General features: G+C 51.5%; 22 protein-coding genes, 1 pseudogene and 1 riboswitch. Of the genes and pseudogenes, 4 read left to right on the top strand and 19 right to left on the bottom strand.

Annotated elements, in window-relative coordinates; genetic code table 11:
- Positions 1–46 precede the first annotated feature (46 nt).
- Both ybiB and dinG read right to left on the bottom strand, forming a co-directional pair.
- Positions 47–1,012, bottom strand: a complete 966-nt coding sequence (ybiB, locus tag JK198_RS01095) for a DNA-binding protein YbiB (RefSeq protein WP_212709908.1) — start codon at positions 1,010–1,012, stop codon at positions 47–49.
- A 54-nt stretch (positions 1,013–1,066) separates the two neighbouring features.
- Positions 1,067–3,259 (bottom strand): ATP-dependent DNA helicase DinG, encoded by a 2,193-nt coding sequence (dinG, locus tag JK198_RS01090; RefSeq protein WP_212709907.1) that lies wholly within the window; start codon positions 3,257–3,259, stop codon positions 1,067–1,069.
- A gap of 232 nt (positions 3,260–3,491) precedes the next feature.
- Here dinG and JK198_RS16740 point away from each other — a divergent pair, with 232 nt between their 5' ends.
- Complete coding sequence (locus tag JK198_RS16740) at positions 3,492–3,596, top strand: hypothetical protein (RefSeq protein ID WP_249212911.1); 105 nt, start codon at positions 3,492–3,494, stop codon at positions 3,594–3,596.
- 64 nt (positions 3,597–3,660) lie between these two features.
- On the opposite strand, the gene idi is transcribed toward JK198_RS16740, so the two are convergent.
- The 5 genes from idi to pbpG all read right to left on the bottom strand — a co-directional run bounded on the left by idi (position 3,661) and on the right by pbpG (position 11,107).
- Positions 3,661–4,182 carry an isopentenyl-diphosphate Delta-isomerase gene (idi, locus tag JK198_RS01085; protein ID WP_212706744.1) on the bottom strand — a complete coding sequence of 174 codons (522 nt, stop codon included), beginning with the start codon at positions 4,180–4,182 and terminating at the stop codon, positions 3,661–3,663.
- A gap of 63 nt (positions 4,183–4,245) precedes the next feature.
- Entirely contained in the window at positions 4,246–5,121 is an 876-nt protein-coding gene (locus tag JK198_RS01080; protein ID WP_212709906.1) for an oxygenase MpaB family protein, read from the bottom strand.
- A gap of 51 nt (positions 5,122–5,172) precedes the next feature.
- Positions 5,173–7,467, bottom strand: a complete 2,295-nt coding sequence (gene bglX / locus JK198_RS01075; RefSeq protein WP_212709905.1) for a beta-glucosidase BglX — start codon at positions 7,465–7,467, stop codon at positions 5,173–5,175.
- A gap of 123 nt (positions 7,468–7,590) precedes the next feature.
- Positions 7,591–10,035, bottom strand: coding sequence for a DUF3772 domain-containing protein (locus tag JK198_RS01070; protein WP_212706747.1), 2,445 nt, complete (start codon positions 10,033–10,035; stop codon positions 7,591–7,593).
- 163 nt (positions 10,036–10,198) lie between these two features.
- Positions 10,199–11,107, bottom strand: a complete 909-nt coding sequence (pbpG, locus tag JK198_RS01065) for a D-alanyl-D-alanine endopeptidase (RefSeq protein WP_212706748.1) — start codon at positions 11,105–11,107, stop codon at positions 10,199–10,201.
- Positions 11,108–11,370: 263 nt separating this feature from the next.
- On the opposite strand from pbpG, the gene JK198_RS01060 reads away from it, so the two are divergent.
- Both JK198_RS01060 and JK198_RS01055 read left to right on the top strand, forming a co-directional pair.
- Positions 11,371–11,949 carry a DedA family protein gene (locus JK198_RS01060; protein WP_212706749.1) on the top strand — a complete coding sequence of 193 codons (579 nt, stop codon included), beginning with the start codon at positions 11,371–11,373 and terminating at the stop codon, positions 11,947–11,949.
- Positions 11,950–12,096: 147 nt separating this feature from the next.
- Entirely contained in the window at positions 12,097–13,161 is a 1,065-nt protein-coding gene (locus JK198_RS01055) for a L,D-transpeptidase family protein (protein WP_212706750.1), read from the top strand.
- A gap of 85 nt (positions 13,162–13,246) precedes the next feature.
- Here the strand turns inward: JK198_RS01055 and JK198_RS01050 are convergent, their stop codons facing one another.
- The 11 genes and pseudogenes from JK198_RS01050 to moaA form a co-directional block, all read right to left on the bottom strand.
- A complete protein-coding gene (locus tag JK198_RS01050) occupies positions 13,247–14,443 on the bottom strand; it encodes an MFS transporter (RefSeq protein ID WP_212709904.1) in 1,197 nt (398 codons plus the stop codon).
- A gap of 73 nt (positions 14,444–14,516) precedes the next feature.
- Positions 14,517–15,464, bottom strand: a complete 948-nt coding sequence (dusC, locus tag JK198_RS01045) for a tRNA dihydrouridine(16) synthase DusC (RefSeq protein WP_212706800.1) — start codon at positions 15,462–15,464, stop codon at positions 14,517–14,519.
- Positions 15,465–15,468: 4 nt separating this feature from the next.
- On the bottom strand, positions 15,469–16,797 hold the full coding sequence (gene rhlE, locus JK198_RS01040; protein WP_249213221.1) for an ATP-dependent RNA helicase RhlE: 1,329 nt from the start codon (positions 16,795–16,797) through the stop codon (positions 15,469–15,471).
- A 228-nt stretch (positions 16,798–17,025) separates the two neighbouring features.
- Positions 17,026–17,418, bottom strand: a complete 393-nt coding sequence (locus JK198_RS01035) for a YbhQ family protein (RefSeq protein ID WP_212706752.1) — start codon at positions 17,416–17,418, stop codon at positions 17,026–17,028.
- A 435-nt stretch (positions 17,419–17,853) separates the two neighbouring features.
- Positions 17,854–18,564, bottom strand: coding sequence for a Bax inhibitor-1/YccA family protein (locus JK198_RS01030; protein ID WP_212706753.1), 711 nt, complete (start codon positions 18,562–18,564; stop codon positions 17,854–17,856).
- Positions 18,565–18,634: 70 nt separating this feature from the next.
- Positions 18,635–19,661 (bottom strand): annotated as a pseudogene (locus JK198_RS01025) (DUF1615 domain-containing protein).
- Positions 19,662–19,759: 98 nt separating this feature from the next.
- A complete protein-coding gene (gene moaE / locus JK198_RS01020; protein WP_212706802.1) occupies positions 19,760–20,221 on the bottom strand; it encodes a molybdopterin synthase catalytic subunit MoaE in 462 nt (153 codons plus the stop codon).
- A 9-nt stretch (positions 20,222–20,230) separates the two neighbouring features.
- Positions 20,231–20,476 (bottom strand): molybdopterin synthase sulfur carrier subunit, encoded by a 246-nt coding sequence (gene moaD / locus JK198_RS01015; protein ID WP_212706754.1) that lies wholly within the window; start codon positions 20,474–20,476, stop codon positions 20,231–20,233.
- On the bottom strand, positions 20,469–20,954 hold the full coding sequence (moaC, locus tag JK198_RS01010) for a cyclic pyranopterin monophosphate synthase MoaC (protein WP_212706755.1): 486 nt from the start codon (positions 20,952–20,954) through the stop codon (positions 20,469–20,471). Before moaC ends, moaD begins: the two co-directional genes overlap by 8 nt.
- Before the next feature lies 1 nt (position 20,955).
- On the bottom strand, positions 20,956–21,471 hold the full coding sequence (moaB, locus tag JK198_RS01005; protein WP_212709903.1) for a molybdenum cofactor biosynthesis protein B: 516 nt from the start codon (positions 21,469–21,471) through the stop codon (positions 20,956–20,958).
- A 15-nt stretch (positions 21,472–21,486) separates the two neighbouring features.
- The gene (moaA, locus tag JK198_RS01000) at positions 21,487–22,473 is read right to left on the bottom strand and encodes a GTP 3',8-cyclase MoaA (RefSeq protein ID WP_212709902.1); all 987 of its coding nucleotides are present in this window, start codon (positions 22,471–22,473) and stop codon (positions 21,487–21,489) included.
- Positions 22,463–22,600, bottom strand: a riboswitch (molybdenum cofactor riboswitch). (Overlaps the previous gene by 11 nt.)
- A 206-nt stretch (positions 22,601–22,806) precedes the next feature.
- Here moaA and yvcK point away from each other — a divergent pair.
- On the top strand, positions 22,807–23,709 hold the full coding sequence (gene yvcK / locus JK198_RS00995) for a uridine diphosphate-N-acetylglucosamine-binding protein YvcK (protein ID WP_212706758.1): 903 nt from the start codon (positions 22,807–22,809) through the stop codon (positions 23,707–23,709).
- A gap of 19 nt (positions 23,710–23,728) precedes the next feature.
- On the opposite strand, the gene uvrB is transcribed toward yvcK, so the two are convergent.
- Positions 23,729–25,759, bottom strand: coding sequence for an excinuclease ABC subunit UvrB (gene uvrB / locus JK198_RS00990; protein WP_212706759.1), 2,031 nt, complete (start codon positions 25,757–25,759; stop codon positions 23,729–23,731).
- Between the last annotated feature and the right edge of the window lie 483 nt (positions 25,760–26,242).

Here is a 26,242-nt window from a genome sequence, read left to right as displayed (position 1 = left end):
AAAATAAAGCCGCAATCTCTGATTAATATAAACAGTCAGGGAATATTCAGTATCCCAACGCCTGCAATTGTCTCAGTCCCTGATCGACCGTTGCACAACGGCCGCTGGCAACCAGACAACAGGCAACCTGCAGCCGTAACGGCTGAGGCACCGGAATCGACTGTTCCAGCACGTCCTGCGTCCAGCGGGCTGTATCCGCTGCAGATTTTGAATCAGGCAGCCTGGCGGCCGCTTCAGGCTGCCGTTCAGTCAGTAGCAGTGGCTCACCGTCCCCGCCGGTGACCTGATAAATGGCCGGCCCGCGCTGCGGATTGGCGTAGACCTCCCCTTCACAGCCATTTAATAATAATGCAGGCGCGCCGGTCTGGCGGAAAAAGGTCGCGACTTTAGGAACATATTCCGGGTGAGATACTGCAGATAAGCGTAGTGCAGCATCATCGGCAAACGGACTGGCCAGTTTCGCCAGGGAATGGGCACTGTTACGTAAACCCAGCTGCCAGCGCAGGGCCAGTTGCCTGGCTAACGCCGGACACCATTGGTCGATGGTAATAAACGCCAGATGCCCCTGATTAAGCTGTTGTTGTGCCTGCGCAATACTCACCGGGAAAATACCCAGTGCGGCAAAAACGGCTTCACTGGTGATGCGGGTAGGATCATGATCAATCCCATGAACAAATACCGGGAAACCGATTTTCTGCAGTAATAATGCCAGCAGTGGTGTCAGGTTTCCCTGGCGACGAGCACCATTATAGCTGGGGATTACCACCGGTAACGGCAGACCCGCGGGAACCTGCAACTGTGGTAGTTTCTGCTGGAGTGCACGATAAAAGCCCAGCATTTCAGTGTCACTTTCCCCTTTAATACGTAGCGCGATTAATACCGCGCCCAGTGTCAGCGGATCAAGCTGGTCATCAAGCATCGCCTGGTACAACTGATAAGCTGTCTGCTGGTCCAGATCGCGCGCATGATTTTTTCCGCGCCCGATCTCTTTTACTATCCGGATAATATCCATGCTGATTTCCTGTCTGCAGGCCGTCGGCCCTGTCATTAATAGTCAGCCAGTGTATTAACGCCGGGTCCGGCGCTTTACGGTTTTCTTACCGGTGCTGGCGGTGGCTTTTTTACTGTTATCCGGCGGCGGAATCACCGGCTGTTCGATAGCAAATACCGGTAACGCTGAGAGTAAACGACTGCCATACGCTTTACTTAGCAGCCGGCGATCATAAATAATGACTTCGCCTGAACACTGATGGCTGCGTATTAGTCTTCCTACCTGCTGAATAAGGGTAAAGGATGCACTGGGCAGACTCTGAATTTCAAACGGATAACGTTTCTGGCTTTTCAGCCATTCACCTTCGGTGACTATGACCGGACTGTCGACAGGCGGAAATGAGATTTTGTGAATATGCACCTGAGTTAATAGTTCGCCTTTCAGATCCAGCCCCTCAGAAAATGATTGCAGCCCCACCAGCACACTCTGCTGTCCTGCTTTTACCCGCTGACGATGGATCGCAATTAACCTTGAGCGCGGCTGATCGCCCTGTACCAATAGCATCAGACGTAAATCGGCCACTTCAGCCAGAAAAAGCTGCAACGCCCGGCCACTGGAAAATAAAACCAGGCTCCCCGTATGTTTTTTTTCGGTTACCTGCTGACGAAAATAACGGGCCATCTCAGCAATATGCAACGCCTCCTGTGCAAGCTGCGGTTCATATTGCATTTCAGGGATCACCAGTTTCCCCTGCCGCACATGGTCAAAAGGTGAGTCCAGTGCGACAAAACGGTCCTCTGCTGCGTTATTCAGCCCGGACATCTCACTGAGACGCCGGAAGCTGTTCAGGGAACGTAACGTTGCGGATGTCAGGATCACGTGGGGGACTTTCCGCCATAACAATTTTTCCAGCTGATCGCTGACCCGGATCCCTGCACAATGAAACCATAAATGACGCTTACCTTCCTGCCAGTCAGTGGTCAGCCATTTGGAGACCGGTGCGCCCGAGAGCTGTTGCATACCCGCCAGCCACCATAGCTTACTCAGCGATTCGAACCAGCCGAGAAAGCGGTTAAGCTGTAACAGCCCGCGATGAATACGTACCATATTCTCTTTTCCGGTCATTTCTCCCAGCAGAGTGATCAGACCCTCACACAGCCCGCGTAATGCGTCACACAGTTTAAACAATCGCTGGCAGCATTGTTCGGTGTCTGCCGGTAACTTTCCCATCACAAAACGGTATTCACAGGCTGTCTGGCCCTGTTCCGGCAGCAGTGGCGATATACCCGCCACCAGTTCCACGATCAGTTGCTGCACCGTGGCACAATGCTCACCCAGCCGTTGCGGATTAGCCAGCGGCGGCGGCGACTTAAAGGTAAACCAGCTGCGGAGCGTTTCTATCAGTTTAGTAAACAAATCCAGTTGCAGGCCGGTACCGGCCGGGGAGATATCACTGCTCATCTCCAGGGCATCCCGCGCAACATCCGGCAAATGATGTCCTTCATCAATCACCAGCAGCATCTCTTTGGCCGGGGGCAACACCGTGTCAGTCTCGAGTGCAGCCATCACCAGTGCATGATTAGCCACAATGACTTCTGAATGTTCGATTTCCCGGCGGGCAAGAAAAAACGGACATTCCCGGTACCACTGACAGTGGTGCGCAAGACAACTGGTTTTATCCGTCGAAATTTTCTGCCACAGCTGATCATCAATTTGCTCACTGCAATGATCACGCAATCCATCCCATGCGCCACTGGCCAGGGACTTCTCCAGCCCGGACGCTATTTTCTCTTCCCGCTGTTGCTGTTCTCCTGAGACTTTTGCTATCTGACCGGCGGATTCATCCAGCCAGTACAGCAGATCTCCCTGAGTATCCTGCTGGTCACTTATAAAATAAAGATTACGCGGACACACATAACGACGGCGACCGAAAGCCGCGGTAAACGCCAGGTCAGGAATGAATTTTTTGAGTAATGGTAAATCTTTATCAAAAATCTGATCCTGCAGTGCCACATTCGCGGTACTGATCACCAGTTTCTTTTCTGACGAACGGGCGATGGCAATACCGGGGATCAGATACGACAACGTTTTCCCCACCCCGGTCGGGGCTTCAATCGCCAGATGACGTCCGGCCTCACCCGACAAGGTTTTGGCGACCTCGGCAATCATCTGCCGCTGAGGCGGACGCGGGACAAAGTCCTCCACCTGCGCCTGCAGTTGCTTATACCATTCACCAATTTGTAATTTTATTGCGGGTGTCAGAACCATAACGACCGTCTGCTGGAAGAATCAGCCTGTATTTTTACACAGTATGCTGGCTGACGGCAGCCCTGAAAGAAAAATTGCGATAAAAAACGGATGACGGACAGAGAAAATCCTGTGATAGCGGGAAATACCCGCCGGATAAATACCGGCGGGACCGGTTCCCGATAAGGATAACGTTTATCACTGAACAGTTAACAGGTATTATCGGCCATCTGAATTAAGGAGCGGTATATAAATGAACTGGCAAAAAATCGGTATTACTTTCCTTTTTTTCCTGCTTGCCCTCGGCGGCGTGGGGGGCCTAATGCTGGTCGGGTATAGCATTATTATCGGTGCCTGACAGGCAGACATTACCGGAGAATATCGCAGCGGTATCAGGATATTAGCCGGTAGTGCCGGGCAGACTACTGTGTTGCCCTTGTTTCGAGAACCTGCTGCAGAGTGTGCCTGAACCAGGGCGTGAAGCGTTCAGCACTGGCGGCCATCTCCTGCTGCAACCTGCCGGGGCTGACGTAACGCCAGGCATCGGCTTCCTGAAGATTTAACTGTGGTAACTGCCGGGTGACTCCGAAAAATATATGCCCGTATTCATGCTCAGTAAGTCCGTTCTCCAGCAGAAGGTTATAACAGGTTTCAAAAACCGGCGTCAGCGCCATCCTGATCCCCATCTCTTCCTGTAAACGGCGTTCTGCCGCATGCTGCGTCGTTTCTCCGGGAAACGGGTGCCCGCAGCAGGTGTTACTCCACAGCCCGCCACAATGGTATTTATGTGCGGCACGGCGTTGTAACAACAGATCGCCCTCAGGCGTAAACAGATAGACGGTCACTGCCCTGTGCAATAAGCCTTTTTCATGCACTTCCAGTTTTTCCATCGTTCCGGTCGGTTTATCATCTTTATCAACAAGAATAACTTCGATCACTGACATAAAATTCCTTTATAGACTTGCCGGAATGATACACCGCCCGCGACTGCTGGGAAATTGTTTGCCTCAGGGCAGTCTGCCCACCCGTTGCATCGCCCGGTGCCATGCCCCCTGCTGTATGGACCAGCGCAATAGCCGTGCAATAGTCTCCATACTGTAACGTGTCATTGTCCGTTGCAAGCCTGAGCGTGGCGGACGTCCCGGCACACCGGTCCATGAAGGCAGTAAATCACCACCGGCGCGCAGCATAATACTCATTACCGGCCTGGCGGCGGCTGATGGCGGCGGGGCTGAAAATAAGAGTCTACTCACTTCCAGGGTCCGTTGATCAATACGCAGCTGCGGACGCATAGCCTGCAGATATTCTTCAACCTGATTCACGGAGACGGGAATATCAGTCGCCCCGAGTGCGGTGCCGGTTAAAGCGGCTTCAGCATAATAACGGTTCTGATCTGCCAGGCTGAGGCGCGGATTTTTATAACGTAAATGGGCCGCCAGAAAACTGGACATTTCGGCAACATGTACCCAGGTCAGTAACGCCGGATCACTGGCCTGATAAACCAGGCCGTCCGGTGTTCTTCCTTTTACCCGCAGGTGGATATTCTTCACTTTTTCGATTAAAAAACGGGCATCCTGCATGTTACCAAAACTGGTAACAGCAATAAACTGGCTGGTTCTCCGTAAACGGCCGAACATATCCTGACGAAAATCTGAGTGATCCCAGACACCTGCCAGGGCTGCGGGATGCTGCATTTGTAACAGCAAGGCGGCGATACCGCCACAGAGCATCGATGCAAAGTCACCATGTACCGCCCACACCATACTGTCGGGGCCAAATAACCCGGCATCTCCGGGCGGCTGGTTTAAATCAAATTCATTCAGGGACAGACCGTTCAGCCGGTAGACCTGGCGGGCAATTCTGTTACGTAACATATTAATCATTTACCGGGCAGCGCCGGCGGTCGGTGTACCGGCGCTGCCTGATTTTCCGGATTATTGATAAGTAAATTGTGTTTTCTGTGTCCGGACCGAGTCCAGACCGATCATCAGGTTAAACACTCCCGGTTCTGCCACATATTTCATCTGCGGGTCCAGGAATTTCAAATCATCTTCATTCACCCTGAAGGTAACCTTCTGTGATTCTCCGGCGTTAAGATCGATTCTCCGGAACCCTTTCAGCTCTTCCACCGGACGGCTGATACTGGCAACAGGATCATTCAGATACATCTGCACCACTGTCGCCCCTTGCCGTTTACCGGTGTTGGTGACTGTCACACTGGCCTGTAGTTCACCACCCTGCGAAAAGTGGCTGGCAGATAACGTCACCGGCGACAGCGTAAACCGGGTATAACTGAGTCCGTAGCCGAACGGATATAAAGGCCCGTTTATCGCATCATAATAATGGGAAGTATATTTATCCGGATGCAGGTAGTCATAAGGCCGTCCGGTGGGCAGATGATTATAATATAAAGGAAGTTGTCCGACCGAACGCGGGAAAGTGACCGGGAGTTTACCGGACGGATTTTTGTCGCCAAACAGAATATCGGCAATCGCATTCCCGCCTTCGGTGCCACTGAACCAGGTTTCCAGGATAGCATCGGCCTGCTCAGCCTGCTGGCTGATATCCAGCGGACGTCCGTTCATCAGTACTATCACCAGAGGTTTGCCGGTGGCTTTCAGAGCATCAAGTAAACGGCGCTGGGCTTCAGGAATACGGATATCGCTGCGGCTGGAAGCCTCATGGGCCATTCCCTGTGATTCACCAACTGCGGCAACAATCACATCCGCTTTACGGGCAATAGCCACGGCCTGATCACGCAGTTGTTGCGGCGATTGCCTGTCTACCGTTACCGACGGTTGATAACTGTTCAGAAACTTTTGTACTAACGGATTATCGGTAATGTTTGCGCCTTTGGCATACAGCAGTGTCCCCTGTCCCTGTAACGCATTACGCATTCCCTGTAACAGGGTCACCGACTGTCCGGCAACCCCGGCGGCAGACCAGCTGCCCATAATATCGCGCTGACTGTCAGCCAGCGGCCCTACCAGTGCAATGGTCTCCTGTTTTTTCAGGGGCAAAACATCGAGCCGGTTTTTCAGCAGTACCATGGTTTTATCAGCCACTTCCCGCGCCTGCCGGCGGTGTAAACGGTTTTCAGCATTGGTATCCGCCGGGTCACTGCCGGCAGGCCCCAGGTGGCTGTAGGGATCACGGAACAGTCCCATCGCGTATTTCACATTCAGTACATGACGGGTGGCATCATTAATTTCGTCCATCGTCACCGCACCGCTTTTCACCAGTTCGGGCAAATACTGGCTGTAATACTGGTCACTCATACTCATATCAATGCCGGATTTCAGGGCAATACGCACCGCATCACGGGGATCGGCAGCCACCCCATGTTTAATGAGCTCTTTTATCGCACCATGGTCACTGATAGTAATCCCTTTAAATTTCCATTGGTCACGTAAAATATCTTTCAGTAACCATGCATTGGCGGTCGCAGGTACACCATTGATCGAATTAAGGGCAACCATCACCCCGCCACTGCCTGCATCTAAGGCCGCTTTATAGGGTGGCATATACTCGCCGAACATACGTTGCGGGCTCATATCCACTGAGTTGTATTCCCGCCCCCCTTCCACTGCGCCATAGAGTGCAAAATGTTTTACGCTGGTCATCAGGGAGTATCGGTCAGCAGGACTTTTCCCCTGCATCGATTCTACCATTGCACGCCCCATCATGGCGCTCAGCAATGTATCTTCTCCAAACCCCTCTGACATACGTCCCCAGCGTGGTTCATGGCTGACATCCACCATCGGTGCCCAGGTCATATTCAGGCCATCATCAGCCGCTTCATATGCCGAAATACGGCCGACGGTTTTCACCGCATCAATATCCCAGCTGGCTGCCAGGCCTAACGGAATCGGGAAAATTGTCCGCTGGCCATGTACTACATCATAGGCAAAAAATAACGGAATTTTCAGCCGGCTCAACTGCATCACCTGGTCCTGCATTGCCCGGATATCCTGACGGGTCACCGTATTAAAAATAGCCCCGACCTGTCCGTGACGGATCATTTCACGGATGGCCGGTTTGGGATTATCCGGACCGACACTGATTAAACGCAACTGACCAATTTTTTCATCCAGGGTCATTTTATCCAGTAACTGTGTGACATAGGCATCCCGGGCCTGTTCACCACCAAACGCCGGGGCTTGCGGCTCTGCCCCGAAGGCAGCAGGCACAGCAATCGTTATTGCCAGTAACGGGTATATCCATTTCATCAGCATATTCTCAGAGGCAAGGAGATAAAGACCGGTACAACCCGCGGCACAGGCCGCGGGTTATGTCAGAAAAGCATAGCATGCACATTACCGCCCGGGCCCCGTGCCCGGCCGGGGTAAGGATTAGTGTTGCCGGGCCGCAGCGGTATTTTCTGCCGGTATCGCGGGCTTCTGTTCAATCACCATGGTCTGGGGTGAAGATAACGCCACCCCCTGATCCCGGAGTCGTACCAGAATTTCAAACAGTAATTCGCTCTTAACCGAAGAAATCTGCCGCTGTGTGGCAACATTACCGGTGACACTGAGCAAAATCCCTTGCGCTGAAAGATCTTTAAAACTCACCGAAGGGGCCGGAGTTTCCAGAATACGTTCATTGTCACGGTAAACACCCAGTAAAATTTCTTTTACCTGTACCGGATCAATATCCAGCGGAAATGTCACAGGTATGGTAACCACCCCCTGAGCATTGCCCATAGTTGCGTTACGGACGTTCTGGGAGATCAACTGAGAGTTAGGGACAATCACCGTCGATTTATCCGTCAGCTGAATTTCGGTAGCCCTGACATTAATCCGCCGGATATCCCCTTCATAACCGCCTATACCCACTAAATCACCGACTTTTACCGGCCGTTCAGTCAGCAGAATCAGTCCGGAGATAAAGTTTTTCACAATTTCCTGCAAGCCAAAACCGATCCCGACTGACAGAGCACTGACAATCCATGCCAGTTTATTCCACTGTACCCCCATCACCGATAACGCCAGCAGGATCACCAGCACATAACCCACATTACTGAACAGGGTAATAATTGATACCCGCATCCCTTTATCCATGGCGGTTTTGGGTAAAAACTCCTCATCCAGCCAGCGTCTTATGGTCCGTAAAAGATAAATACCAACCAGTAACGGGATTAATGCTGTCACTAACTGCGACGGCACAATATTCAGTTTTTCCAGTCCCTTGCCGCCCCAGAACCCGATGGCTTTTTGCAGCATTTCTGCCGGAGATGACGAGGTAATAGTGCCATTAAATAAAGCGAGGATCAGGATAAGTACCAGGCAGGATTTTAATAATGCCGCCAGCAGCGTGGAAATCTGATACAGGTAACGCTCATCAATATTCAGGGCACGCTGTACCCGCCTGCCACAGGCATTACTGGTTGAAAAAATCGCTTCGCAGCTGTCACTTGCCAGTCGGCTCAGCAGGTAAAATGCACTGAACAGGATACCGACCCATACCACTTCATAACTGACGAAGCGGCCAAAGGTGACATAACCAATAGCCAGTGACAGCAGAATAGTCATCCCGGTAATAAGTAACGCCAGCTCAATCAGGCTGAAAACGACAGAGCGCTCCTGTTCAGATGAATCATCCTGATGTACACGGCGACGTACTTGACTGATGCGCATAACGATAATGACTGCGAATACACCAATCAGTAATGCTGTCAGACCGTTGCCGAACACGGTGGTATTGACACTGGTCCCGATAATGTAGTTAAAAGACTCCAGTGCCTGAAAAACAAATACCAGTGAAGCGATAATGGTCGGAAAAGGTTTCATCGCCAGCGCGATCCGGTTACTGATATTCGCCAGCCGCCAGGAAGGCCGTCGCGTGGATAAAAACGCTCTGCCCAGCCCGGCAATCAGCCCGCTGGTAATACTTAACTGTACCAGCCGTGCGACATACTCCTGTACATCGCTGTCAACCGCTTCACTACGGGTGAAGGCCAGCGCCAGGAAATTGAAGGATAATACCACTGATACTAAGGTGGTAAGTGCAATGGCTGTTGCCAGAAAACTGCGTCTTAAACGCCCTTCGGGAAGTTTATGAATGCTGACCCATGCCACAAACTCTTCCATATAGCGCCGGCCGGCAACCATCACCAGAACAGCCGCCAGTAACCAGCAGACAGTGCCGACTCGCCATGCCGGTTGCCAGGAAATGGCTATCGTACTCACCAGTTCTTCACCGAAACCACCGATTTTCTCACGATCAAAATGGTTACTGTTGTACAGGGGCTGCCAGAAACCGGCGGAAAAGATACTGCCTGAATTCAGGGCCAGCTGAGTTTTAAGCTGATCACGGCGCAGATTAAGGATCTGAGCCGACAGTGTTATCCCCCCGTTTTTTAAACCGTCGGCCTGGGAGATCTGAGCATCCAGCTCTGCTTTCTGTGCTTCCAGCATCCGGCGTTTATTGGCGACATCGGCTGTTTCTTTGACACCGCTGTCCGGTGCCGGTGCTGTACCCAGCACCGCGAGCTGAGCAACTGTTTTCTGTCGCAGGGGTAACAGACTCTGCCCCAGAGTATCGGCATTCTGTGATAATTCCTGAGCCATGTCATTCAGCTGACTCAGGGTAACATCGGTACTGTTAGCGGATACCTGCCCCTTAATTTTATCCAGAATCGCCTGCATATTTGCCAGTTCTTTACTGGCATTTACCCGGGGTGCAGGGGCGGCAGTACTCTCGGAATTGCTGTCGGCAGCCTCTGCCTGCACGGCAAACGAAACCTGAAAACTCAACAGCAATAAAAACAGTCTGAGGGTGATCGATAAAATACGCATGATGACGTTGTATCCAGAGTATCAGAACAGGGTAGTCACAAAGTCTGTGGTTAGTCTCTGTGTTGTAGAGTGTTATTCATCTGGCGGCTATAAGAATGACACTAAAAATAATTCCCGGGAAATCCGCTAAACGGTTTCCCCGGAAATCTGCAGCTGCAGCCTACTACAGACCCTTTTCTTTTTTATAGGCCAGCGCTGCTGCGGGTACCGGTGCGGCTTTGCCGGTTTCCAGCCAGCTACGAATACGGGTCGCATCGGCAAAGTGTGTATACTTACCAAAGGCATCCAGCACCACAAGCGCAACCGGACGCCCGTTAATGGTGGTTCTCATCGCTAGGCAATGTCCGGCCTGATCCGTATATCCGGTTTTGGTCAGGCGGATATTCCACTTATCATTGTAGACCAGGTGATTGGTATTACGGAAAGGCAGGGCATAGGACGGATGGCTGAAAATAGCAGTTTCCTGCCTGGTTTTACTTAGTTCACCGATTAACGGATACTTTTCGGTGGCTTTAAGTAACTTCACCAGGTCACTGGCAGTAGAGACATTTTGTAATGACAATCCGGTCGGTTCGATGTAACGGGTATTCAGCATTCCCAGTGAACGCGCTTTAGTGTTCATGGCACGGATAAATGCCTGATACCCCCCGGGGTAATGCGCTGCCAGGCTGGCTGCCGCCCGGTTCTCAGAAGACATTAAAGCCAGCAATATCATATTACGCCGGCTAATTTCACTGTTAAGTTTTACCCGGGAAAATACACCGCGCATCTCCGGCGTATGGCTGATATCCACATTAATGACTTCATTCAGTGACTGATGCGCATCTAACACCACCATCACTGTCATTAATTTAGTCAGGGACGCGATTGGCCGGACCCGGTCAGGATGACTGGAAAACAGGACGTTATTGGTATTCAGGTCAACAACTAAAGCGCTGCCCGAGGCTATTTGTGGCTGAACTACCGTACGGACATCCGGAGCACTTCGTTCTGCATAAGCCGGCAGTACCACGGCGCTCAGAGGGGAACAAAGTGCAAAAAACAGTAAAGAATGGCGAAATTTTAGGGACATTTTATCAAAGATACCTGGATGTATTTTATTGCTGTGCAGACACAGGCCGCGGGACAACTGCTGATGATACCCCGCTGGCGGCAGCATCATACGCTGTTCACCGGGAAAATACCCAAATCCCTCCCGGCCGGGATAACGCAGATTTTGTAAGAAAGTCTGACAGAACCACTGGTCTCTGCGGATTAACTCTCAGAGTTACGGCATCGCACCAAAGCCGAATGACGTGTAAACTAAAACGCAATTGACCAGGAGGATCCCCGACGTTGCATATTGATATTAACTCACTGATTTCCCATTACGGCTATCTTGCCCTGTTAATTGGATGTATGGCCGAAGGTGAGACATTTGTATTACTTGGCGGCATTGCTGCCAACAAAGGTCTGTTACATTTTGCCGGGGTGGTGGCGGCAGCCATGGCAGGCGGTATTATTGGTGATCAGTTATTATACTGGCTGGGGCGTCGCTACGGTAGCCGATTACTGGCAAAGTTCAGTAATCATCAGGATAAAGTAACCCGCGCCAGCCAGCTGATCCACCGTTATCCGAGTCTGTTTGTGATTGGTGTACGCTTTATGTATGGTTTTCGCATTATCGGACCCATTATCATCGGTTCCAGCCAGTTATCGCCGCGGCGGTTCCTGATTTTTAATATTATCGGTGCGTTTATCTGGGCGTTGTTGTTTGTCAGCCTCGGTTATTTTGCCGGTAAACTGATTACGCCATGGTTTGATAAGCTGGATGAATATCTGAAACCGCTGTTCTGGGTTGCAGGCATTGGGGTGGTGTTGTACATCATCTGGAAAGGAATACGCTTTTTGCAACAGCGACGGCATCAGCAATAACCGGTACCTGTCCGGGAAATATTTTCCGGCGCAACATGTCAGTATCCGGTTTTCCTGTTAGCCACTATAATGTGCAACCGGTCGCTGTCTGACCCGGCACAATAAGATTAACAAGCCCATATTCAGGCACTCACATATTGTATAATTATGAAAAATAGCATCCGCGCGTTCGCTTCACTGGCACTGGCTTTGGTGGCATATAGCCACTCAGCATTCGCTGTGCTTTATCCATTACCACCGGCCAACAGCAGTCTGATCGGTGAAAATATTCAGATAACCCTCCCGCAGGATAATCGCTTACCTTTAGAAGCCTTTGCCTCCCAGTATCAGATGGGACTGAGTAATATGCTGGAAGCAAACCCCGGGGTGGATGTTTACTTGCCTAAAGGCGGTTCTGATCTGGTGATCCCTCAGCAGCTTCTGCTGCCGGACGCACCCCGTGAAGGTATCGTGATTAACAGCGCAGAAATGCGACTCTACTATTACCCGAAAGGGACTCACAGTGTAGTGGTACTGCCAATCGGTATTGGCCAGCTGGGCAAAGATACTCCGCTGAACTGGGTAACCAGTGTCCAGCATAAACGCCCTAATCCGACCTGGACTCCGACCAAAGCAATGCATGCTGAATACCTGGCAAATGGTCAGAACATTCCGGATGTGTTCCCTTCGGGTCCCGATAATCCGATGGGTCTTTATGCTTTATATATCGGGCGTCTGTACGCGATCCATGGTACTAATGCCGACTTTGGTATTGGTTTACGTGTCAGCCATGGCTGTGTCCGCCTGCGTGCTGATGATATTAAATGGTTGTTTGAAAATGTACCGGTCGGTACCCGCGTACAGTTTATTGACCAGCCAGTGAAAGCGGCGATCGAACCTGATGGTTCACGCTATATCGAGGTTCATAACCCGCTGTCCACCACTGAACAGCAGTTTACCTCTAACCAGGAAGTCCCTTTAACGATTACTCCTCAGGTCAGTAAGATTCTGAGTGATGCCAGCGTAAATCAGAATGTATTAAACGCTGCACTGAAAGCGCGTAGTGGTATGCCGGTAAAAATTAACGGGGTTGAAAATAATATCGATACCACGCCTCATCCGGTGTCCGAAAACCCGTCAGCACTGCCGCAGGAACAACCTATGACGCCGATGTCGTCAGAAGGTGCCAATATCATTCAGACGGACGCCTCGCCACAGGCTGCGGCGCAATAAATTTCCATATTTTCCTGCCAATAACCGCCCTCCGGGGCGGTTTTTATATCGGTGAGGGGCGAAAATTACCTATCAGTCCCACACATCATCCGGTCTGCTGAGAAGTCGCGGGCTGCATCAGTAAACGAACCATCATTAATCCCCCGCCGATGACAACGAATGCCGCCGCCAGATACACCGAACGTACCCCAGCATGGTTCATCAGTAATCCGGCCACCGGTCCGGTGATCCCCAGCCCGAAATCAAGAAAAGCCGAATAGGTTCCCAGAGCAGAGCCCTGGCTTTGCTGTTCTACCTGTTTTACGGCCTCTACCCCCAACGCAGGGAAAATTAAAGAAAAACCACAGCCCGTAAGGAAAGCACCTATCTCTGCCGCCAGCACGGAGTCAGCATGCCACAACAGAAACAGGCCAGCGGCTTCTGCAATAAATGACACCAGAGAAACTTTAATTCCGCCAAAACGGGTAATTACATTTCCCGGGACCAGCCGAATCCCGGCAAAACCAAGGCTGTACAGAGTCAGGGTCATAGCCGCTCCGGCCCAGCCACGGCTGCTGAAATAAAGAGTAATAAAGGTCGCAATAACACCGAAACCAACAGTGCCGAGCGCCAGCGCCAGTCCGAACACCCACACGCGGCGAAAAACCTGACAGAATGCAACCCGCTGCCCCGGGGTAACCACCACCGCCGGTTTGCTGAACGCCAGAAAAAATCCCGCCCCGCCCATCAATGCCACCAGCCCTGCAAAACCACTGATCCCCGCCATCTGATTCAGAAAAACGCCCAGCGGTGCACCAATCGCCATTGCCATATAGGTTGCCACCCCGTTCCATGAAATCACTCTGGCCGTATGCAGCGGTCCGGCCAGATTCATTCCCCATAAGGTCGAACCGGTACTGCTGAAGCTTTCACCAAATCCGAGGCAAACACGCCCTGCAGCCAGTAGTGACAGACTCAGGAACGGATAAGAACTCAGGCATCCGGCAATCATTGTCAGCACACCACTCATACCGCACAGCACCAGCCCGAGCATGACCACTTTTTTGGGTCCCAGGCTATCGGCCAGCCGGCCACTCTGCGGACGGCTGATCAGGGTCGAGAAATATTGCAGGCTGATGATCACCCCGGCAATAAAGGAACTAAAGCCCAGTTGGTGGTGAACGAAACCGGGCAGTACTGCCAGCGGCAAACCAACAGACAGATAGCAGAAGAAGGTGAAAATAATGACCGACAGGATGCGTTTATTTAACTGAGCACGACTCAGGACTGCAGATTCAGACATGATTAACAGAAAACCCGGAGACAATGATTGAGTGCACATTATCATAGCTGACAATGTACACAACACCGATTTATTACAAGGTGTTAACAGCTATTCGTTCAATAGCAGCAGCAATCTCTGGCGATGTTTTCAAAGCACGGACTTCCGTAAAAACACCGGTCGCCTGCGGATACGCTTTGCGTAAATATCCCAGCCATTGTTTGATACGTGCAACATGGTATAACCCGGTATCACCTTGTTTTTCCAGCCCGCAATAGTTATTCAGTAGCCGGACAACCTGTGGCCAGGGCATCGGTGGTTCATTATATTTAATCACCCGGCTAAGGTTCGGCACATTCAGCGCCCCCCGTCCGACCATCACCGCATCACATCCGGTGACGGCACAGCAAGCCATAGCACTCTGATGATCCCAGATTTCTCCGTTCGCAATCACTGGTACGGATAAGCGCTGCCTTATTTCTCCGATAGCCGGCCAGTTAATCGCATCCGCGCGGTAACCGTCTTCCTTCGTCCGGCCATGTATCACTATTTCTGAAGCTCCGGCGCTGGCAACAGCATCGGCAATTTCGTGACTCCGGGTGACGGAATCCCAGCCAAGCCGGACTTTAACTGTCACCGGCAGGTGCCGGGGAACGGCTTCGCGCATCGCTTTAGTCGCCTGGTAAATCAGAGCAGGATCTTTCAGCAGCGTAGCTCCGCCGCCACTGCCATTCACCAGCTTCGACGGACAACCACAATTAAGATCAACCCCGTAAGAGCCCAGTTCAACCGCACGGGCTGCGTTCTCCGCCAGCCAGCCGGGGTGCTGACCCAGTAACTGGACCCTCACCCGGGTACCTGATGATGTACGGCTGGCATTGTGCAGTTCAGGACACAGACGATAAAAAGATTTTGCAGGCAATAGCTGGTCTGTCACACGAAGAAACTCTGTGATACAGAGATCATAGTCGTTAACGTCAGAGAGCAAATGCCTGACCAGTGAGTCAAGCACTCCTTCCATCGGTGCCAGTAATACCCGCATTTTCTCAGGTTCGCTCTGTTTTCTTCGGTCCGGAGGAGCGGCGCGGGCGTGGATTACCGTTACCGTTACTATTGCCATTACCGGTACGGGGCGAGCGGGCCCCCTGACCACGGCCGGCACCCTGGCCGCCCTGACGACGGTCACCACGACCGCCCTGCCGGCCATTCTGGATTGGCTCAGCTTTAATCGACGGATCCGGCTCATAGCCCGGAATAGCCAGACGAGGAATTTCACGTTTCAGCAACCGTTCAATATCGCGCAGCAGTTTATGCTCATCGACACAGACCAGTGATAATGCCGCACCGGTTGATGCCGCTCGGCCGGTACGGCCGATACGGTGAACATAATCTTCCGCGACATTCGGTAACTCGTAGTTAACCACGTGTGGCAGTTCTTCGATATCAATACCACGGGCCGCAATGTCGGTCGCAACCAGTACACGAATATCTCCGGTTTTAAAATCTGCCAGAGCACGGGTACGTGCGCCCTGGCTTTTGTTTCCGTGGATTGCCGCAGCAGTAATACCGTCTTTATTCAGCTGTTCTGCCAGGTGGTTAGCACCGTGTTTGGTGCGGGTGAAAACCAGCACCTGTTGCCAGTTATCACGACCAATCAGGTAAGACAGCAGTTCCCGCTTCCGCTTTTTGTCGACAAAATGCACTTGCTGACTGACCTGCTCTGAAGCCGTATTCCGGCGAACCACTTCGATCAGTGACGGACGATCGAGCAGCTTTTCGGCCAGTGCTTTAATCTCATCAGAGAAAGTGGCAGAGAATAATAAATTCTGACGACGCGCCGGTAATTTCGCCAGCACCTTACGGATATCATGAATAAAGCCCATATCCAGCATACGGTCAGCTTCATCCAGGACCAGAATTTCTACTGACGAAAGGTCAACAGCATTCTGGTGCGCCAGATCCAGTAAACGGCCAGGGGTTGCCACCAGAACATCAACTCCGCCCCGCAGTTTCATCATTTGCGGGTTGATACTGACACCACCAAATACCACCAGCGAACGCAGGTTAAGGTAACGGCTGTACTCACGGACATTTTCCCCGACCTGGGCCGCCAGCTCACGGGTCGGTGTCAGGATCAGTGCACGGACAGGACGACGGCCTTTAATCACCGCCGGCTGACTGGCAGATAAACGCTGAAGTAACGGCAAGGTAAATCCGGCGGTCTTACCGGTACCGGTCTGGGCGCTGGCCAGCAGGTCACCACCCGCCAGTACCACAGGGATTGCCTGTTTCTGAATAGGGGTAGGTTCGCTGTAGCCTTGTTCGCTGACAGCACGCAAAATATCGGCACTAAGACCGAGAGATTCAAAAGACATGGAAAATTTACTCCGGGACGCCCTGACCGTAAGACAACGGTGCAGTTTTCAGGGGGTTATGTCATGTGACTCAGAGATAAGTCAGGGGCAAAAACTACGATGCATGATGGCGACAGTTTAACAGAGTTAATAGCTCTGTGCGAGTGCCCCGGCTTATCAATAGTGGCTGATTTGTCACGGATCATATGCTTAACGCATTACTGACCCTGATAACAATGACGTGTAAGACTAACTACTTTTTTTTTCAACCCGGCGTACCGGTTCTTTTGCCAGCAGGGAAATCAATGCCGGGCCGATCAGCATCACCACCCCCAGTGCACCGACCAGTAACGGGTTAGAAATAACACGGGAAAGCAGGAACAGTGACAGCATTGCCGCACCAAAATAGTAAGTCGTGCTGGCTTCCTCAAGATAATCACCAACCACCCGCAGACGTGTCACTCTCTGAGTGATAATCATCGCCGCGAGTAATACCACATAGGCTGCGACCAGGCTGCCGCTGACGGACACTAATAACTGATGTTTCCAGCCCCAGACCAGCAAGGCAATAACACTCAGATGCATCGCAATATGGAAGCAGGTTTGTCCGGTTATAATCTGAACACGGTTAGACCATTTCATTTTTTTCTCCTGGCAGACTGTGATGTCGCCCATACAAACCGACATAGCGGCAGGATTAATCAGACTAATCCAGTTTAAAAAAAAGCACCTGTTATTTTTCATTTCCTGATGTCCAATTGTGATCAGAACAGCAGTTTCTTGTTTGGGTCAGGTAACTCAGCGCCGGTATTATGCCATAAAAATCACTTTTATTTCATTTTTTGCAATTCAGGCAGCCTGTCAGCAGTCAGTTATGCGCCTCAGACGCCCGATTTTAGTGAGATAATGCAGAATATAATTATTGCCGTCTGACAGTAAATTCGGTCCATCAGCGGGACTGATAACGGACTGTAGCAAAAGGTTAATACGCGGGGTCGGGCAGCAGGATACAGGGACGCATATGACAAAAAAACAGAGGCCGGATCGGCCTCTGTGTATTGATCGCGGGTGAGATGATTAACGGCGGTTACCGAAAATACGCAACAGCATCAGGAACAGGTTAATAAAATCAAGATACAGGGTCAGTGCACCGACGATACTGTAACGGCGCAGGTTTTCTTTATCATTGATATCAATAGTTTCACCGATATTTTTTAGCTTCTGGGTGTCATACGCCGTCAGCCCGACGAATACCACCACACCGATATAGGTGATTGCCCACATCAGCGCCGGACTTTTCAGCCAGAAGTTAACCAGAGACGCTATCAGAATACCGATCAACGCCATAAACATCAGGCTGCCAAGACGACTTAAATCACGTTTAGTGGTATAGCCATACAACGTCATTGCCCCGAACATCCCGGCAGTCACAAAGAATGTACTGGCGATAGATGAATAGGTATAAACCAGAAAAATACTGGCCATTGTCAGTCCGGTCAGCGCCGAATACAGCATAAACAATGAAGTCGCCAGCGCGCTGCTCATTTTATGTACCATCCCGGACAGTACAAACACGACTGCCAGCTGGACAATAATCAGACCAAAAAAAGTTAACTGGCTGGAAAAGACAAATTCCATAACCCGCGGGGTTCTGGCCGCAAACCAGCTGATAAATGCCGTCAGTAATAATCCACAGGTCATCCAGCCATAAACCTGCGCCATGTAGGTTTGTAAACCGGAACCCGCCCGTTGTAATGCTGAGTGGTCCTGCCTTTGGTATCGCTCCATGCTCCGCCTCCTGAAACGGTTAAACGTATAGAGTAAGTGTGGCACACATTGGTAGTCCTGTGCCAGTCAGCTATTTTTGCCGCGCCAGACATTGCTGATAACGGGTGTTCACCCGTTCGGCAAACCATGCGGTGGTCAGATTACGGGTGATCTTCGGGCTGTGTAATGCAATACCCGGCAACCGTTGCCGGGGCAAAGCTGAACCATGCTGCTTATCCGCCAGCAGGAAGACCTGCTTCCAGACCTGACTCTGCTCAAATGCTTCTGTTTTACTAAGGGCTAACTGCCGGCGGATATCTCCGGCACTGATCCCCAGTCGTGACTGCAAACTGAGCACTGCCTGCTCTGTTGCCCCGGCAGCATCACTGTTATAGCGAATCAGGTCACCGTCTGTGGCCAGCTTACGTCCGCTAAGCTGCATTACAGCTGGCATACCAGCCTGCATTAAAATCAGCAAACCGGTAAATCATCGCCGGATAACTGGCCGGGTAACCCAGTAAATGCAGGGTACCGAAGTACACTCCGCCACGCCGGGTGAACACTTCCTGTCGTACGGAATGCTCTGTCGGCCACGGATAACCGTCGTTATGCGCTTCAGCAAAAGCGATACTGACCTGCATAGGCCCCCCCGTATGCACCGGATTAAAATGCCCGAATAACCGTTGTCCCAGTGGCACTCTGTCTGCCAGATCATCAAAAATAGCACTGAGTTGTTTTTCGCTGCGCACCGTACTCAGGCGTGCTGCATAACTGCGGCCATCCGATGACGGAATTTTTAACGCGGTATCCACAACAAACCGGGGAATATATAACGCCCCCGCGCGGCGATAAATTTCGTTAAGGGCGATCCCGGGCAGGTCTGCTACCGGGGCATCTGCATTAAATCCCGACTCCTGGCCGGTTATCCCTATTACAGCACAGATATTTTGTCGTGAGACAGGCAGTGACTGATGGCGGAGGGCCTGATAAATATCCTCTGACCAGCCTTGTTTATCGCTGACTGATGCCGGCAGTAATCGCCGGATATCTGCCTGCTGTGCCGCCGCTTGTTGTGGCGTCACCTTCGTCAGTGGCTGGCTGCAGCCAGCCAGTAACATCAGCAGAACTAACAGTCCTCTGCGAGAGCATCCGCGGATAACGTCAGAGAAAGCGTTAATATAGCACTGCCGCTGATCACGGGCAGTGTGATTCACTGTCAGCACGAGTCTGACCAGCGCCCTGCCGCCTGGTGATCACTCTGTTTTGCCTCCAGCCAGCGCTCTCCCTGTGGTGTGGTTTCCCGCTTCCAGAACGGCGCTGTAGTTTTCAGAAGATCCATAATGTATTCCGCCGCAGCAAAAGCACTGCTGCGGTGTGCCGAGCTGACACCGACCAGCACAATATGCTGCCCCGGGGCCAGACTACCAACACGATGAATAATCACAATGCGCTGTAATGACCAGCGTTCGCGGGCTTGCTCCGCGATCGTCGCCAGCACTTTTTCGGTCATCGACGGATAATGCTCCAGCGTCAGTGTTGCGACGCTGTCCCCTGAGTTATGGTTACGCACTTTACCGGTAAAAGTGACCACTGCGCCGTCCTGATCATCACCAGACAGCCATTCATGGGCTTCTGCCAGAGAAAATGGTGCTTCGCCCACCCTGATGTGTGTATGAATCATGGTCCGTTAACCTCCGGTGACCGGCGGAAAGAAAGCAACTTCGTCGCCATCCTGTAACGGGTGGCTGAACGGCACCAGGGTCTGATTAACGGCCACCAGCAGCTTCCCCTGCTCCAGCGCCATGGCCCAGCGGCTGTCCTTAAGGCTCAGAGCCAGACGCAGTGACTCAGCATCTGAGTATTCAGCAGCGACAGTCACGCCGTCAGTGCCTGCCAGTTCCCGGACCCGGGCAAATAACAATACGTTAATCATGATTATCCGCCCTGAAATTACCCGACTTACCGCCGGATTTACTGACCAGCCTCAGCCTGTCAATAACAATGTCTTTCTGCACTGCCTTGCACATATCATAGATGGTCAGTGCGGCCACCGAGGCGGCAGTCAGCGCTTCCATTTCCACACCTGTTTTTCCCGTCAGCCGGCACAGTGTTTCAATATGTACCTGCTGATGCTGCTCGCACAGGGTCAGTGAAACTTCAACTTTACTCAGCATTAGCGGATGACAAAGGGGGATAAGCTCCCAGGTGCGTTTGGCCGCCTGAATACCTGCAATCCGCGCAGTTGCGAATACATCCCCTTTGTGGTGACTGCCATCAGCAATCATTTGTAATGTCTGCTGATTTATACTGACAAATACCTCAGCACGGGCTTCCCGGACGGTCTCCTGCTTGGCAGAAACATCGACCATATGTGCCTCTCCGGCACTGTTTATATGTGTGAGTCGCGACATATCACTGGTTCTTCAATTGTGAGACAAAATTACAGGGCGCCGTAGTGGCATCAATTTGTGACGCGATAATACGCTCCCACGCCTGACGGCAGGCTGCCGTTGAGCCGGGCACAGCAAAAATCAGCGTCCGGTTGGCCATACCCGCCACTGCGCGCGATTGCAGGGTCGCTGAACCAATGTCTTCATAGGAGATCATCCGGAACAATTCGCCGAATCCATCAATAGTCCGGTCAAACAGGGGCAGTAATGCCTGCGGGGTGCTGTTTTTAGCATGGAAACCGGTACCTCCATTAACAATGACCACCTGCACCTGTTCACCGGCAATCCAGCGTGAAACCACAGCCCGGAGGTGATAGCAGTTATCCTGACAGATCACCTGTTCCGTGACCCGGTGGCCGGCTGCGGTAACCGCTTCACGAAAGTAATCACCGGAGCTATCGCTGTGTTGATCTCTGTTGTCTGACACTGTAAGCAGTGCCACGCTAAGCGGAATAAATTCCCGCGGGGATTTGCTCATGCTGGTCTCTCCTGACTATCCGCCAATAAACGAAAGGTTTTGGGTATGGCCGGTATTTCCCTGTTGCAGAAAGTGGGTTTGCTTCTTCTGCCCGAGGCTTTGTGTAATCCGTGCCAGCAGCTCATCCTGTTGCTGGTCACTGACCAGTAAATCCCGCAGTGGTATCCCGTTTTCACCAAACAGACATAAGTGCAGGTTACCTGTCGCCGACACCCGCAGCCGGTTACAGCTCAGGCAAAAATCTTTTTCATAGGGCATAATCAAACCGACCCCTCCCTGGTAATCCGGGTGTGAAAATACCTGCGCCGGGCCATCATCTTTTGCTCTTTGCTGCAGTTGCCAGCCACGTTCAATTAATTGCTGGCGAATGACCTGACCCGAAATGTGATGTTTCCTGAACAGGTCACTGCCGTCACCGGTTTCCATCAATTCGATAAAGCGTAACTGCACAGGGCGGTCACGGATCCAGTCAAGAAATGTCTGCAAATGCTGGCTGTTAACGTCCCGCATTAATACTGTATTGACCTTAACCATCTCAAACCCGGCCTCAAAAGCCGCATCAATCCCCGCCATGACCTGGCGAAATTTATCCTGGCCGGTAATGGCATAAAACTGGCGGGCATCAAGGCTGTCAATACTGACATTGACGGCGGTCAGGCCCGCATCACGCCAATGGCGGATATCACGTTGCAGACGGTAGCCATTAGTTGTGGTGGCAATCTTACGCAGGTGCGGGTTTTCTCTGACGGCGGCAATAATATCCGTGAAGTCACGCCGTAAGGAAGGCTCGCCGCCCGTAAGCCGAATTTTTTCGGTGCCGGCTGCGGCAAAGGCGCGGGTCACCCGGCGGATTTCATCCGTGGATAAAAAGCCTTTATTGCGGACACTGTGTGGACGGTAACCATCCGGCAGGCAGTATGTGCAGCGAAAATTACACACATCCGTCACTGACAGACGCAGATAGTAAAACCGCCGATCAAACGTATCAATCAACTGAGACACAGAAACACCTTTCCGAAGTCGGGAGATGCGGTCATTTCTTCCCGCACCCTGGCAGTAATAACTGCGGCCCGGACACCTTATTACCCGTGATAACGTAGGTGATACGGGCTTAGAGTGTAGATTATCAGTACAGATAATCGCCCGAACGAATTTTAGCGCGAAACCTCTCCATAAGTCACGCTATTGGCCTCCGCTGTGGCGGTTAATGTTCATTTACCGCTACAGATTAATCCTCTGTTAAACAGGCTTTTATTAAGAGAGAATAACTGTTTCTCTGCTGGTTGTTTGGCAGATATTTGTCACCCCGGGCTAACAGCTAACCAAAGGATAATTATGAATCGCACGCTGGCAGATTTAGATCGCGTTGTGGCCATTGGCGGGGGGCATGGTTTAGGCCGCGTGATGTCATCCCTCTCCTCTCTCGGGTCACGGCTAACCGGAATTGTCACCACCACGGATAACGGGGGTTCCACCGGCAGGATCCGTCGCTCGGAAGGCGGAATTGCCTGGGGTGATATGCGCAATTGTCTGAATCAGTTAATTACTGAACCCGGCATCGCCTCTGCCATGTTCGAATACCGCTTTAGTGGTAACGGTGAACTGGCCGGACATAATCTGGGGAACCTGATGCTGAAAGCGCTGGATAATCTGAGTGTCAGACCGCTGGAGGCGATTAATCTTATCCGTAATGTCCTGAAAGTGGATGCTTTTCTGATCCCGATGTCAGAGCAACCGGTTGACCTGGTCGCTACCGATAGTCGGGGAAATGCTGTATATGGTGAAACTGCCATTGATGCAATGGATGAACTGCCCTGTTCCCTGACGCTCTTTCCGCAGGTAACCGCGACACGTGAAGCGACAGAGGCTATCGCTGAAGCTGATTTGATCTTAATCGGCCCCGGCAGTTTTTATACCAGCCTGATGCCGGTACTGCTGATGGAACAGATGGCGACCGCCCTGCGACGTACCCCGGCCAAAATGATTTTTATTGGTAATCTGGGGAAAGAACACAGTCCTGCGGGTTCTCTGACGGTCAGCGATAAACTACAGAAAATGGAGCAGGTGATTGGCCGCAGGGTGATTGATGCCGTTATTGTCAGTCCTGCCGCTGATATCAGCCAGCTGGGGGGGCGCAGAATTATTCAGCATCCCCTTGAAGCCGGTGATATCAGATACCGTCATGACCGGCATTTGCTGCATATTGCCCTGGAAAAGGCCGTACAGAGTCTGGGATAGTCCGCCGCCCCACGGATACTCAGGAGGCGGCGATAAACAGTGCCCGGACCTCATGTAATTCATCACGTAGCCGCGCAGCTTCTTCAAACTCAAGATCCATGGCATGCTTCTGCATTCTGGCCTCCAATTCGGCAATTTTTTTCTGCATTGCCTGCGGGGTTAATGCTGCATACTGGCCAGCCGCTTCTGCGGCCCGTTGCCTGGTCTGATTTTTGTCCTGAGACTTCCCTTTCGTACGGCCAATTCCCTGCCCCAGTTCAAGGATGTCAGTCACTTTCTTATTTAACCGGGTCGGTACAATCCCGTGTTGCTGGTTCCAGGCTTGTTGTTTCTCCCTGCGGCGCTCAGTTTCTTCAATAGCACGTGCCATGGAAGGCGTAATACGATCGCCGTACAGAATAGCCTTACCACTGATATTACGAGCCGCACGGCCAATCGTCTGAATCAGAGAACGTTCAGAACGCAGGAAACCTTCTTTATCTGCATCCAGAATAGCCACCAGCGAAACTTCCGGCATATCCAGCCCTTCCCGTAACAGGTTTATGCCCACCAGTACGTCAAATTCGCCTAACCGTAAATCGCGGATAATCTCCATCCTCTCGACCGTATCAATGTCGGAATGCAGATAACGTACCCGCTCACCATGCTCCTCAAGATATTCGGTCAGATCTTCCGCCATCCGTTTGGTCAGAGTGGTCACCAGTACCCGCTCATTAATTTCGACCCGCTGACGAATTTCAGATAATAAATCATCTACCTGTGTCGCCACCGGACGCACTTCAATCAGCGGATCCAGCAGCCCCGTTGGCCGGACGACCTGGTCAATCACTTCATCGCCGGATTTGTCCAGTTCATATGCCCCCGGGGTCGCAGAAACATAAATCGTCTGGGGTGCCAGAGCTTCAAATTCTTCAAATTTCAGCGGGCGGTTATCCAGCGCCGAAGGTAAACGGAAACCATACTCGACCAGGTTTTCTTTACGCGCCCGATCCCCCCGGTACATTCCGCCTATTTGCGGAATAGTGACGTGTGATTCATCGACCACCAGCAGGCCGTCGGCGGGCAGATAATCGAACAGGGTTGGCGGTGGCTCTCCCGGCCCGCGGCCCGAGAGATAACGTGAATAGTTTTCGATACCCGAGCAGTAACCCAGCTCATTCATCATTTCTAAATCGAACTGAGTACGCTGCGTAATCCTTTGTTCTTCGAGTAATTTATTATTTTCCAGCAATACACGGCGGCGATCGGCCAGTTCCAGTTTTATCTCTTCCATCGACTGCACAATACGTTCACGTGGCGTGACATAGTGAGTTTTAGGGTAAACCGTATAGCGGGGAACCGTCTGTGCCACCTGACCGGTTAAAGGATCAAAGATCGACAGTCGTTCGACTTCATCATCAAACAGTTCGACCCGCAGAGCAATTTCATCAGATTCGGCAGGGAAAATATCAATCACCTCGCCACGCACGCGGAATGTTCCGCGCTGAAAAGCCTGGTCATTACGGGTATATTGCAGCTCAGCCAGTCGGCGCAGAATACTGCGCTGGTCAATGATCATTCCCCGGCTAAGGTGCAGCATCATTTTCAGATATAAATCCGGATCACCCAGACCATAGATCGCCGAAACGGAAGCGACCACAATGACATCGCGGCGTTCCAGTAAAGCTTTGGTTGCCGACAGACGCATTTGCTCAATATGCTCGTTGACCGAGGCATCTTTCTCGATAAAGGTATCCGAGCTCGGCACATAGGCTTCGGGCTGGTAATAATCATAGTAAGACACAAAGTATTCGACAGCATTATCAGGGAAAAAGGCTTTCATCTCACCGTATAACTGGGCCGCCAGGGTTTTATTGGGGGCCAGTACCATCGTTGGCCGGTTCAGGTCAGCAATCACATTAGCCACCGTAAAGGTTTTTCCGGAGCCGGTCACCCCGAGCAATGTCTGGTGTGCTAATCCGTCTTCCAGCCCTTCCTCCAGACGGCGGATGGCCTCAGGCTGATCACCTGACGGTTTGAATTCCGAATGGAGTGTGAAAACTTTGCTCATCGTAGGGTCACCTGTCGCATCTGTTCTGGCGGGGGATCTATTCTAACCACTGAACGAAAATTTGCCAGTGTCATACTGGGTATACAGCCAGTACGGATACATATCACAATGTGACTTAAGGAATTTTAACGAGAAATAATTTTTATTTCTCCGCGCGATTGTCTCCGTGGCCAGTGTTATCCACCGACTGCCTGCCGACTTTATCGTTTGTCAAGTTAATGTAATAAACCACTGCCATAATCGGCCGTCTGACTGTCCGCAGGCTTGCTTTTAATTAACTAATTGAATATATACAGTTAATATCAAAAGTCCGATTTACAGCCAGTCTGTTGCCAGACCGCATATTTCCTTGCTTCAGCCCTGTTTTAAGATGCTAATGCACATAGTTATCCACAGGAATAGTGGATAACTGTTTTTAGCCCTGATAGCATCGGCTGTGTATAAATTATTAATCCCTTTTCAGCCAGATTAAAAAAAATTTTT

The sequence above is a fragment of the Tatumella sp. JGM91 genome (assembly GCF_018257575.1).
In the GTDB taxonomy this organism is placed as follows: domain Bacteria; phylum Pseudomonadota; class Gammaproteobacteria; order Enterobacterales; family Enterobacteriaceae; genus Tatumella; species Tatumella punctata.
The sequence above is the reverse complement of the archived record's forward strand: the minus strand, read 5'-3'. Positions and strand labels throughout refer to the sequence as shown.